The sequence below is a fragment of the Epilithonimonas pallida genome (assembly GCF_900182975.1).
Lineage (GTDB): Bacteria > Bacteroidota > Bacteroidia > Flavobacteriales > Weeksellaceae > Epilithonimonas > Epilithonimonas pallida.
This window is the reverse complement of record NZ_FXUO01000004.1, coordinates 135,112-147,634: the sequence shown is the minus strand read 5'-3', so window position 1 is coordinate 147,634 and position 12,523 is coordinate 135,112. Positions and strand designations below refer to the sequence as shown.

Sequence of the window (12,523 nt, the reverse complement as noted above, 5' to 3'; positions counted from 1 at the left end):
ACGCATATAGCCAAAAGCAGAAGATATGAGCGAAGAAGTCAAAAAATTTAAAGTTACCATAGACGGACAAACTACCGAAGTTTTGCCGGGCACTTCTATTCTGGAAGCAGCTAGACAGATCGGTGGAAAATCTGTACCTCCGGCAATGTGCTACTACAGCAAATTGGAAACCAGTGGTGGTAGATGTAGAACTTGTCTTGTAGAAGTTTCCAAAGGCTCTGAAGCAGACCCAAGACCAATGCCAAAATTGGTTGCAAGCTGTAGAACAGGTGTAATGGACGGAATGGAAGTAAAAAACTTAACTTCTGAAAAAGCACAGGAAGGCAGAAAAGCAGTTACGGAATTCCTTTTGGTAAATCACCCATTGGATTGCCCTGTTTGCGACCAGGCCGGAGAATGTCACCTTCAGGATCTCGGTTACGAGCATGGAAATCTTGAAACGAGAACAGAATTCGAAAGAAATACTTACGATGCAGATGACATCGGTCCATATATCAAATTGAATATGAACCGTTGCATCCTTTGTGCAAGATGTGTATTGGCTGCCAATCAGTTGACAGAAAAAAGAGAGCACGGAATCCTTTACAGGGGTGACCACGCAGAGATATCAACAATGCTGAACAAAGCTTTGGATAATGATTTCATCGGAAACGTGATTGATGTTTGTCCGGTTGGCGCTTTGACAGACAGAACCGCCAGATTTGCAAGCAGAGTTTGGTTTACTAAGCCTTATAACGCAACTTGTAGTTGTACAAAATGCAGCGGAAAAGCGGTACTTTGGATGAAAGGTGATGAAGTGGTAAGAGTAACGGCCAGAAAAGACCAATACGGTGAAGTTGAAGATTGGATCTGTAATGAGTGTCGTTTTGAGAAAAAAGATACTGCACTTTGGAATATCGAAGGACCGAGACATATCGACAGACACTCTGTAATTTCTCTCAACCATTATGAGAAAAAAACAGACAGTTATAATGTTTTGGAAAACCCTGAGGCTAAAGAAATTGGCTTGAAAGACGAAAAAGAAATTGAAAAATTAGATAACGAGATCATTTAAGTTCTTCAATCTAATCAAATTTCAAATAAAAACTTATGGAATTAATTACATTCAAATTGATATTGGTACTTGCCCTGTTCTTGTTAGCATTAACAATTGCTGCATATTCTACCTGGGCAGAAAGAAAAGTTGCTGCAGTAATGCAAGATAGAATCGGACCTAGCAAAGCCGGACCATTCGGATTACTGCAACCGCTTGCCGATGGTGGAAAGTTTTTCTTTAAAGAAGATTTTACACCGGCCAATGCAGAGCGATTTCTTTTTATATTAGGACCTTCATTAGTCATGTTCATCTCTCTGATTACCGGAGCAGTAATTCCTTGGGGAAAAAGTCTGAACATTGGCGGAACGTCTTTCGATCTTCAGGTTGCCAATATAGACGTAGGTGTTCTTTACATCATTGGTATGGCTTCAATCGGAGTTTATGGAATTATGATCGGAGGCTGGGCTTCTAATAATAAATATTCTTTGATTGGTGCAATCCGTGCTTCTTCTCAGATGATCTCTTACGAATTGGCAATGGGACTAGCGCTTCTTTCTATCATTATGATGACAGGAAGTCTTGATCTTAAAGTCATTTCTGAATCTCAGGCTACAGGAAAACTTTGGGGATTATTCGAATTAGACGGAATGAACTGGAATATTTTCTATCAGCCATTAGCATTTTTAGTTTTTATTATTGCAGCTTTGGCAGAAACCAACAGACATCCTTTTGACTTGCCGGAATGTGAATCAGAATTAGTAACAGGATATTCTACAGAATATTCTTCTATGAAACTGGGATTGTATATGTTTGGAGAATATGTGAATATGTTCATTTCCAATGCATTTATGGTTGCTCTTTTCTTCGGAGGTTACAATTTCCCTGGAATCGAATGGGTTACTCAGAACTGGGGAGAAAATGCAGCAGGAATTCTAAGTATCGTAGCATTCCTTACAAAAACAATCATCGGAATTTTGATCTTTATGTGGATCAGATGGACACTTCCAAGATTCAGATATGACCAGTTGATGCACCTTGGGTGGAAAACTTTAATCCCATTGGCTTTGATAAACCTGATGATAACTGGTGCCGTAATTTTGGCATTCGGAAATTAATATTGAATATAAAATTAAGATAACAGACAAGATTAGTCTAGATCTAATGTCTAACATCTAACATCTATAATTAAATGAAACTTACTAACAGATCAAAAGTTGTTTCGAACAAGGAAATGACCCTTGCAGAAAAAATCTACCTTCCGGCGATATTCAAAGGAATGGGGATTACATTGAAGCACGCTGTCAGAAATATTGTAAAAGGTCCGCCAATCTATCCTTATCCGGAGGTTGACAAACCGAGAGCGGAAATATGGAGAGGACAACATGTTCTTAAAAGAGATGAAGAAGGAAGAGAAAGATGTACTGCTTGTGGGCTATGCGCAGTAGCTTGCCCCGCTGAAGCGATCACCATGACGGCAGCTGAAAGAACCAAAGACGAAAAAGATCTTTACAGAGAAGAAAAATATGCCTCAATCTATGAAATCAATATGTTGAGATGTATCTTCTGCGGTATGTGTGAAGAAGCATGCCCAAAATCTGCAATCTATCTTACCGACAGGCTGGTAGATGTGGAAACCAACAGAGGTTCTTTTATCTATGGTAAGGACAAACTGGTAGAAAAAATAAATGAAAGGATTGACATTACCACAAGACAATCTGAGAAACAAAAAAATGCAGTAAAATAATGGATCAGTTTTTATTTTTCTTAGTAGCATTTTTAGCTATTGCAAGTGCTGTTTATTTTGTATTCGCAAGAAATCCTTTGTATGCAATCCTGTCACTTATTGTCACAATGTTCTCTATCGCGGGAATGTATATTCTTCTTAATGCACAATTTTTGGGAATTGTTCAGATCATTGTCTATGCAGGAGCGATTATGGTATTGTTTCTTTATATCCTGATGATGCTGAACTTGAATAAAGAAGATGAAAGCAAAAAAGCAAATCTTCCGAAATTCATCGGTATTTTTTCTGTTTGCATTTTATTCGTAGGAATGTTAGGTGCTTACAAAGGTCTTACCGGAAAAACAACCGCTGCTGAAAGTATTGATAACTCGGTAGGTTTGACGAAAAACCTGGGAAGATTATTGTTTAATGAATATGTATTACCATTCGAATTGGCATCGATTCTGATTTTAGCAGGAATCGTTGGCGCTGTTCTTATCGGTAAAAAAGATTTATAAGATTATGGGAGACGTGAATACATTTATACAACAGGTGCCTTTGGAATATTTCATCATTCTGAGTACCGTTTTATTTTGCCTTGGTGTTTTGGGAGTTTTGCTTCGTAAAAATGCTATCGTGATTTTGGGATGTGTAGAATTGATGCTTAACTCCGTAAATCTTTTATTAGCAGCTTTCTCTGCTTACAAAGGTGATGGTAACGGACAGCTTTTGGTTTTTTTCATCATGGTAGTTGCTGCAGCAGAAGTAGCTGTAGGTTTGGCAATTATCGCAATGATGTACAGAAATACCAGATCTGTAGACGTCAGTATTTTTAATAAATTAAGAGGATAAGAAAGGAATGGAAAATTTAGTTTACGCAATTGTACTTTTACCTTTAGCCGGATTCCTGATTAACGGGCTTTTTGGGAAAAACCTTCCGAAAGCGTTTGTTGGAGGATTGGCAACTTTGGTGGTTTTCGCTTCGTTTGTTATCACAACAAGTATATTTTTAGGATTCAAAAGTGACAGCGCACCGGTTGTTGTTAAAGCTTTTGAATGGTTCCGGGTGAATGGTATTCAGGTTAATTTTGGATTCCAGATTGATCAGTTATCATTAATGATGGTCATGATTATTACAGGAATCGGATCATTGATCCACCTCTACTCCATTGGCTATATGAGCCACGACAAAGGATTTTATAAGTTTTTCACTTACCTTAATCTGTTTATTTTCTCGATGTTGCTTTTGGTTCTAGGAAGCAACTATCTGATCTTATTTATTGGTTGGGAAGGTGTAGGACTTTGTTCATACCTATTGATTGGATTCTGGTATACCAACGAAGATTATGGAAAAGCTGCAAGAAAGGCTTTCATCATGAACCGTATCGGTGACCTAGGATTATTAATCGGTATTTTTGCAATCGCTGCACAAGTTAACGCTATCGATTATCTGAGTGTTGCTGAAAATTCATCAAAATTCGCTTTAGACAGCAGTGCGATCATTTTCATCACAGTAAGTTTATTTATCGGAGCTGTTGGTAAATCAGCACAGATCCCGTTATTCACTTGGTTACCGGATGCGATGGCAGGTCCAACACCGGTTTCCGCTTTGATCCACGCTGCAACAATGGTAACAGCGGGTGTATATTTGGTAGTAAGAAGTAATTTCTTATTCTCATTAGCACCTTCAACATTAAATTTAATTTTATTCATAGGAATTGCTACATCTTTGGTTGCTGCTTTTATTGGACTGAGACAAAACGATATCAAAAAAGTATTGGCGTATTCTACTGTTTCTCAGTTAGGATTTATGTTCATTGCTTTAGGCGCAGGAGCTTACACAACAGGAATGTTTCATGTAATGACACACGCCTTCTTTAAAGCATTGTTATTCTTAGGGGCCGGCTCTGTGATCCACGCTATGAGTGGCGAACAGGATATGCGCTTCATGGGAGGACTGAGAAAAAAAATCCCTGTAACTTATTGGACTTTCCTTATCGGAACATTAGCAATTACAGGTATTCCACCCTTGTCTGGTATGGTTTCTAAAGACGAAATCTTAACGCACATCTATGCAAAAAGCCCGCTTCTTTGGGGATTAACATTATTCAGTGCTGCATTGACGGCTATCTATATGTTCAGATTGTTGTTTCTGACTTTCTTTGGAGAGTTCAGAGGAACCGAAGAACAAAAGCATCATTTGCACGAGAGTCCGGCTGTAATGACAATTCCGTTGATTGTTTTGGCAATTCTTTCCGTTGTAGGTGGATTTATCAATCTTCCGCACTTTATCGGACATGGACATTTCCAGAAACTAGCACATTGGCTGGAGCCGATCTATGTTTATGATATCGAAACACCGGAAATTCCTTTTGCAACAGAAATGATACTGCTGGCCGTAACCGTAATTATGGTTTTGGTAATTTTCTTCGCAGTAAAAGCAATTTATGTTACCAAAAAGAAAAATGCTCTACCTGAAGAAAGCTACACCGGCTGGGAAAAATTGTCTGCAAGAAAATTATTTATCGATGAGATTTATAATGCGATGATTGTAAGGCCTTTTGAAGAAGCCGGAAAAGCGGCAGCAATGTTTGATAAAGCGGTTCTTGACCCAATTGTGAATTTCATTGGATTGGGAGCACAGGATTCCGGAAGGGCTGCAAAAAGACTTCAGAACGGAAACGTAGAAAACTATGTGTTGATTATGTCATTGGCCATAGGAATTGTATTGATTGTTAACTTTTTATTGAAATAATAATGTCCTGTTTACTATTTACATTATTACTTTTACCTCTCGTAGGTTCGGGTTTACTATTTTTCTGGAAAAATAATTCCAGCAAATATATTGCATTGGCTTTTGCTTTTGCAGAGATGTTTATCGCATTTTATATGTTGGGGAATTTCGATTTCCATCCAACTGTAGATGCGCCATTACAATATGAAATCGCCTATCCGTGGTCTAGCTATATAAAAAGCAGCTTCAATTTTGGAATTGATGGAATGAGTATGTTAATGGTTATCCTGACTAATGTTCTTGTTCCTTTAATTATTTTATCGTCTTTCAATGAAAAGAAAGCTTATCCTAATTCCTTCTACGCATTGATCTTATTAATGCAATTTGGTTTGTTAGGCGTATTCACTTCATTAGACGGATTATTATTCTACATCTTCTGGGAAGTAACTTTGATCCCTATCTGGTTCATCGCCGGACTTTGGGGGCAGGAAGACAAGAGAATCAAATTCACTACAAAATTCTTTGTATATACATTCGTAGGATCATTGTTCATGCTGATTGGCTTAATCTACGTTTACAATCAATCAGCATCTTTTGCACTGACGGATCTTTATAATGCAACTTTGAACACCAATGAGCAAACGGTTATCTTCTGGTTTATTTTCTTTGCTTTTGCAGTGAAATTACCGGTGTTCCCTTTCCATACATGGCAGCCTGACACTTATACTTATTCTCCGACACAAGGATCAATGTTGTTATCGGGGATTATGTTGAAAATGGCGGTTTACGGTGTTTTAAGATATTTGTTGCCAATCACACCTTTAGCCATTGCCGGAATCTCGGGCGAAATTGTAATTATCCTTTCTGTCATCGGTATTATCTATGGTGCACTGATCGCAATGATTTCTACCGATAGTAAGAGACTGATTGCTTTTTCATCTCTTTCACACGTTGGTTTGATTGTAGCAGGGATTTTTGCTTCTGCAGTTGTCACAATGAGAACAGGATTGACTTTCGAAGGCGGACAAGGTGCAATGGTACAGAGTTTTGCTCACGGGATCAACGTAGTTGGATTGTTCTACTGTGCAGACATTCTTTATAAAAGATTCAAAACAAGAGATATCCGTAAAATGGGTGGTTTGTCAAAAGTAGCACCTAAATTCGCTATCTTGTTTATGATTATCTTGTTGGGAGCAACCGGAGTTCCACTAACAAACGGATTTATCGGGGAATTCATCTTATTGAAATCTGTTTTTGCCTACAACTACATTATGGCAGTTCTTGCCGGATTAACATTGATTCTCTGCGCAGCTTACATGTTAAGATTCTACGGAAAAGCAATGTTCGGAAAAGGCGATGAAGCGGTTTTAGCAACAACCAAAGATATCAGCTCCGTTGAGTTTTCGGTATTAGCTAGTTTAGCTGTATTTGTAATTGCATTGGGAGTTTATCCGCAACCTATTATAGAAATGGTAAGTAATTCATTGGTTTTCATCTACAAATCAATGTTATAATAAATTGATATTTTAAGAAATGAGTGTTTTAATAGTTTTATTCCTTACGGCAGTTCTTGTATTATTTTCGGGCGTTTTCGAGAAAGGAAAATATGCAAGATATATAGGGATTTTAGGATTAATCGTTGGTTTATATTTCAGCTTTCTTCCGGATTGTGAGTTTTTTGCTCAGTATAAAGCAATGTATGAATACGGATACAATGCTGCTTTGTTTACAAAAATATCAATTGTTGTTACTTTATTTTTATTCTTTTTAGGAGGATTTGCATTCAGTAATCACAGAAGTCATCAGTCAGAATTATATTCCTTAATGTTATTCGCACTTTGCGGAGGTATTGTATTATTCGGATATCAGAATTTAGTAACATTATTTATCGGAATCGAGATATTATCCATTCCTTTATACGTAATGGCCGGCGCCAACAAAACCGACCTCAGATCCACAGAAGCCTCTATGAAATATTTCCTAATGGGAGCATTTGCAACAGGATTTCTTTTATTTGGAGTAGCTTTGGTTTACGGCAGCGTAGGAAGCTTTGATCTTTATGCTATTCATGATTTTGCAATCAACAATCCCAAAAATCTGATGTTGATCATGGGCTCTATTTTGATGTTGTCAGCATTGGCATTCAAAGTATCATTAGCGCCTTTCCATATGTGGAGTCCAGATGTATATCAAGGTTCACCGTCACTGATTACCGCTTTTATGGCATCTGTCGTAAAGATTTCCGGATTCTTTGCCTTGTTCAAATTGATGACCATCGGTTTTAACGGAATCGCAGGCGACTGGATTAATATATTAGGTGTCTTCATTATTCTGACTTTACTCTTGGCAAACGTAATGGGATTGGTTCAGACCAACGCCAAAAGAATGTTGGCCTACTCATCTGTTTCACATGCAGGATATATCGCTTTGATCTTTTTCGGACTGAACAATTTTTCGACTTACATCTTAGGCTTTTACCTTTTCGCTTATTCATTAGCAACAGTTGGGGTTTTCATCAGTCTGATCTGGGTAGAGAAAATTAAAAAAGAAACATCGTTTGCAGCATTCAATGGTTTAGGTAAAAGAGAACCGTTGTTAGCAGTCGTTTCAACAATCTCGATGCTATCGATGGCAGGTATTCCTTTGACAGCAGGTTTCATCGGAAAATTAGGAATCTTCAACCAGGCGATTGCAGGCGGCTCAAGTTTCCTTGTACTGATTGCAGTTCTGGGTTCGGCATTAAGTATCGCCTACTACTTGAGATTGATTATCGCAATGTTTTTCTACAAAGAAGATAACTTTCATAATACAGAAAGAGCGAGCATTACTTACAACATTGTTTCCATAGTTATTATTCTCGCTTTGGTTTCGATGGGAATCGTCCCTGATCTGTTCGCCAAACTTTTCGGATTATAGAAAATTAAAATATAAAAAACCTGATTCAACTGAGTCAGGTTTTTATTTTTTATTCATTCTTAAATACTTCTACTCTCTTCTCTCAAATTCATTTGGGCGCCTTTGTCCGCGCTCCACTCCCGCTTTTTTGTTTATTGCGGAGAAAATAGTATTTCAATAGAAACATTCAGCAACCGCAATAACAAAAAGAGCTCCGTTCAGCTCGGGGCGCGCTTCGCACAAAAGAAGTTTATAGTTTCAAATCGAACTTTTGTCTATATTTCTAACATCAAGTTTCATTAAAAAAACTTAATTTTATTCAAAATTATTTATCAATGAAGAGATTATTAATGTTTTTCTGTTTTATGGTCGTCGGATGGAGTTTGGCGCAAACATCTTCCGTTGAACAAAATTTTACCAAAAAAGAAGTTTATATCCCTATGCGCGATGGTACAAAGCTGTTCACAATCATTTATATCCCAAAGGATATTTCCAAAAGCAACAAATATCCGATCATTATGAACAGGACTTGTTACAGTGTTGCACCGTACGGCGAAACTAATTTCAGAAAAAAGTTGAGTCCTAATCCTTTCATCGAAAAAGAAAAATACATCTTCGTTTTTCAGGACGTTCGCGGACGATATATGAGCGAGGGCACTTTTACCAATATGACGCCGCAAGTTGATCACAAAACCAAAAAAGATGTGGACGAAAGCACTGATACTTATGACACTGTGGATTGGCTGGTAAAAAATGTTCAAAATAATAACGGAAAAGTCGGGCAATATGGAACTTCCTATCCTGGATTTTATACAGCTGTAGGAACTTTAGCCAACCATCCTGCTTTAGTAGCATCTTCACCACAGGCACCTATTTCAGATTTTTGGTTTGATGATTTTCACCACAACGGCGCTTTTCTGATGAGCTATTTCAAAACTTTCCCTGTATTTGGTGTACAGAAAACAAAACCTGAGAAAGAATCTTGGTTTGCTGATAAAATGATAAAACCAACTTCTGATGACGGCTATCTTTTCTATAAAAATATGGGAACGTTGAAAGAAGGTGTTGATAAATATTACAAAGACAACTTCTTTATGCAGGAAGTTGTCAATCACCCAAACTATGATGACTTCTGGAAAAAAAGAGATCTTTTACCTCACCTCAGGAACATCAGTCATGCTGTAATGACAGTTGGTGGTTGGTTTGACGCAGAAGATCTTCGCGGACCATTGGAAATTTATAAAACTATTGAAAAAAATAATCCAAAAGCTAAAAACACAATTGTTATGGGACCGTTTTCACATGGCGGCTGGAATGTAGAAGCCGGAAAACATTTTCATAACGACATCTATTTTGGAGATAGTTTAGCAACTTTTTACCAAAAAAATATAGAGCAGCCATTTTTTCATCATTATCTGAAAGAAGACTCCAGGACAGCAGCTAAACTGCCGGAAGCTTATATGTTTGATACCGGGAAAAAAGAATGGAAACAGTTTGATGACTGGCCACCAAAGCAAACTGAAAAACGAACTTATTACATGAATTCAACGGGAAATCTTTCTGTAAAAGGAGATAACCCGAAAACATTTTCCGTTTATGTTTCCGATCCCAACAGGCCTGTTTTAAGTAGTGAAAACTATAAGGATATGAACAATTTCACTCCCAAAAATTATATGAGCGAGGATCAGCGCTTTGCAAGTTACAGATCGGACGTCGTGACCTATACAACAGAAGTTTTGGAGAATGACATGACATTAGCCGGGGAAATTCTGACAAAATTAAAAATCGCTTCTTCATCCACTGATGCAGATTTTATTGTAAAATTAATCGATGTTTATCCTGCTGATGAAAAAGCTAATCCTGATAAGCCCGTTGTGGTCTATGCCAATTATCATCAATTGGTAAGAAGTGAAATAATGCCGGCAAGATTCCGCAACAGTTTTGAAAAACCGGAACCTCTTATACCAAATAAAGGGGTAACTATTGATGTTAAATTGCAGGATGTTCTTCATACCTTCAAAAAAGGACATAAAATACAAATCCAGGTTCAGAGCACCTGGTTTCCGCTAATGGCAATTAATCCTCAGAAGTTTTTGGAAAATCCTTATCTGGCTACAAAAGATGATTATGAAAGAGCAGAAATCAAGGTTTCAAGCGGAAGTACTATAGAATTTGAAGTTTTAAAATAAAACAAAAAATCACAAACCTAGGTTTGTGATTTTTTTATAGTTTTTTTAAAACTTCTGAAGCAATTTCGTAAGATCTCATTTTTTTTTCAAAGTCATAGATATTACCCGAAACGATAATCTCATCGGGGCGATAATCTTTGGCAAATTTCCCTAATTTTTCTTTTAGAGTTTCTGCATCGCCTACAAAAGTTTTAGCGGCCATTCTGTTAAGATGCACTGCAACTTCATCTGAGATGTCTGCTAATTCGGTTTCTTCCGGAGGTAAAAGCGGTTGTCTCTGATCTGTCAGAATATTAACAAATGCCTGGAAATGTGATGTGGACAAATAATGTGCTTCATCGACAGTTTCTCCTGCAATAATATTGATACAAACCATTATATAAGGCTCATCCAGAAATTCAGAAGGCTGAAAATGTTCTCTGTAAATTTCCAAGGCAACTTCCAGCTGAGAAGGCGCGAAATGAGCTGCAAATGCATAGGGCATTCCTAGTTTCGCAGCCAGAAAAGCCGAATCTGTAGAGCTTCCAAGAATATAAATCGGAACATCTGCTCCCTCTCCGGGAATTGCTCTGACTTTGGATCCCGAATTTTCTTCTGACATATACTTCTGAAGTTCTCTGATATGGAACTCGAAATTATAATTCGGAGTAAAATTGTTACCTCGCAAAGCTGTTGCAGTCAGCATATCTGTTCCGGGCGCTCTTCCAAGTCCCAAATCTATTCTGCCGGGAAATAATCCGTCCAAAGTTCCAAACTGTTCTGCAACGGACAGAGTGGAATGATTCGGAAGCATTATTCCACCAGAACCTACTCTTATTGACTGAGTTTGTGATGCAATATGTCCAATCAGGATAGAAGTTGATGCGCTTGCTACGTTAGGAAAGTTGTGATGTTCTGAAAACCAATATCGGGTAAAACCTAATTTCTCTGCTAGCTGTGCCGACTTAACAGATTTTTCAAAAGTTGTATTGATATCATCTCCTTTGACAATCGTTGCCAAATCCAGAATTGAATATTTTATGGCCATAATTCAAAAATTTATACAATTGTTTAACTCAAAAAACAAACCAATAACAGAATTGTAAAAATAATTGGAAATTTTGTCAGCCTATATTTATTTACTGGATTTTTCACAATCAATTGAAAAAATCGTTAGATTTGTTTTAATAAACTATTAAAAACAATAAACAAATGGTATCAACTACTTCAAAATTTGTTGCCGAAATGATCGGTACAATGGTTCTAGTATTAATGGGTTGCGGAAGCGCGGTAATTGCAGGTGCGGACGGCACAACCGGCGTCGGACTTCTGGGGATTTCCTTTGCATTTGGTTTAAGCGTCGTCGCAATGGCGTATGCTATCGGGCATATTTCCGGATGTCATATCAATCCTGCGATTTCTCTGGCAATGGTTGCCGCTGGCAGAATGAAATTAGGAGAAGCTTTGTATTACATTGTTGCTCAGATCATCGGAGCAATTATTGGTGCAGGAATCCTTTATGTCATTTTCAACAATCATCCTGGCGCTGAATTAGGCCCTTGGGCTTTGGGTTCTAATGGTTGGGGAACAGGTTATCTGGATGAATATACAACTGTAGCAGCTTTGGTTGCTGAGTTTGTTTTTACGTTTATCTTTTTAATGGTAATCCTCGGTTCTACCTCTACAAAAAATATCCACGGTGGTTTTGCTGGCCTGGCAATTGGGCTTTCTCTGGTTCTGATTCATATTGTTGGAATTAAAATCACAGGTGTTTCTGTGAATCCTGCAAGAAGTATTGGCCCTGCTATTTTCGCTGGTGGAGAAGCACTTTCACAACTTTGGCTGTTTATTGTAGCGCCAGTTTTAGGTGGAGTTTTTGCTGCTTTCACTTATAATTTATTGATCGAAAAACCAGAAAAGGTTTAAAAAATAGAAATTTAACTTCAATAGATCCTGTCAACATTGGC

General features: G+C 37.7%; 11 protein-coding genes. 10 read left to right on the top strand and 1 reads right to left on the bottom strand.

Annotated elements, in window-relative coordinates; all coding sequences use genetic code 11:
* The first annotated feature begins 25 nt into the window (after positions 1-25).
* The 9 genes from QOL71_RS09030 to QOL71_RS08990 all read left to right on the top strand — a co-directional run bounded on the left by QOL71_RS09030 (position 26) and on the right by QOL71_RS08990 (position 10,577).
* On the top strand, positions 26-1,054 hold the full coding sequence (locus QOL71_RS09030) for an NADH-quinone oxidoreductase subunit G (RefSeq protein WP_283416609.1): 1,029 nt from the start codon (positions 26-28) through the stop codon (positions 1,052-1,054).
* A 35-nt stretch (positions 1,055-1,089) separates the two neighbouring features.
* Entirely contained in the window at positions 1,090-2,151 is a 1,062-nt protein-coding gene (gene nuoH / locus QOL71_RS09025) for an NADH-quinone oxidoreductase subunit NuoH (protein WP_283416608.1), read from the top strand.
* Positions 2,152-2,225: 74 nt separating this feature from the next.
* Positions 2,226-2,780 (top strand): NuoI/complex I 23 kDa subunit family protein, encoded by a 555-nt coding sequence (locus tag QOL71_RS09020; RefSeq protein WP_283416607.1) that lies wholly within the window; start codon positions 2,226-2,228, stop codon positions 2,778-2,780.
* The gene (locus QOL71_RS09015; protein WP_283416606.1) at positions 2,780-3,277 is read left to right on the top strand and encodes an NADH-quinone oxidoreductase subunit J family protein; all 498 of its coding nucleotides are present in this window, start codon (positions 2,780-2,782) and stop codon (positions 3,275-3,277) included. The genes QOL71_RS09020 and QOL71_RS09015 overlap by 1 nt, the downstream gene beginning before the upstream one ends.
* A gap of 4 nt (positions 3,278-3,281) precedes the next feature.
* A complete protein-coding gene (gene nuoK, locus QOL71_RS09010) occupies positions 3,282-3,611 on the top strand; it encodes an NADH-quinone oxidoreductase subunit NuoK (protein WP_283416605.1) in 330 nt (109 codons plus the stop codon).
* A 7-nt stretch (positions 3,612-3,618) separates the two neighbouring features.
* Complete coding sequence (gene nuoL / locus QOL71_RS09005; RefSeq protein ID WP_283416604.1) at positions 3,619-5,514, top strand: NADH-quinone oxidoreductase subunit L; 1,896 nt, start codon at positions 3,619-3,621, stop codon at positions 5,512-5,514.
* 2 nt (positions 5,515-5,516) lie between these two features.
* Positions 5,517-7,007, top strand: coding sequence for a complex I subunit 4 family protein (locus tag QOL71_RS09000; RefSeq protein WP_283416603.1), 1,491 nt, complete (start codon positions 5,517-5,519; stop codon positions 7,005-7,007).
* 19 nt (positions 7,008-7,026) lie between these two features.
* Positions 7,027-8,409, top strand: a complete 1,383-nt coding sequence (locus QOL71_RS08995; RefSeq protein WP_283416602.1) for an NADH-quinone oxidoreductase subunit N — start codon at positions 7,027-7,029, stop codon at positions 8,407-8,409.
* Positions 8,410-8,723: 314 nt separating this feature from the next.
* Positions 8,724-10,577: a CocE/NonD family hydrolase gene (locus tag QOL71_RS08990; RefSeq protein ID WP_283416601.1), complete on the top strand. Its 1,854-nt coding sequence runs from the start codon at positions 8,724-8,726 to the stop codon at positions 10,575-10,577.
* A 34-nt stretch (positions 10,578-10,611) separates the two neighbouring features.
* Here the strand turns inward: QOL71_RS08990 and QOL71_RS08985 are convergent, their stop codons facing one another.
* Positions 10,612-11,604, bottom strand: a complete 993-nt coding sequence (locus tag QOL71_RS08985) for an LLM class flavin-dependent oxidoreductase (protein WP_283416600.1) — start codon at positions 11,602-11,604, stop codon at positions 10,612-10,614.
* 164 nt (positions 11,605-11,768) lie between these two features.
* On the opposite strand from QOL71_RS08985, the gene aqpZ reads away from it, so the two are divergent.
* Entirely contained in the window at positions 11,769-12,482 is a 714-nt protein-coding gene (gene aqpZ, locus QOL71_RS08980) for an aquaporin Z (protein WP_283416599.1), read from the top strand.
* Positions 12,483-12,523: the final 41 nt, after the last annotated feature.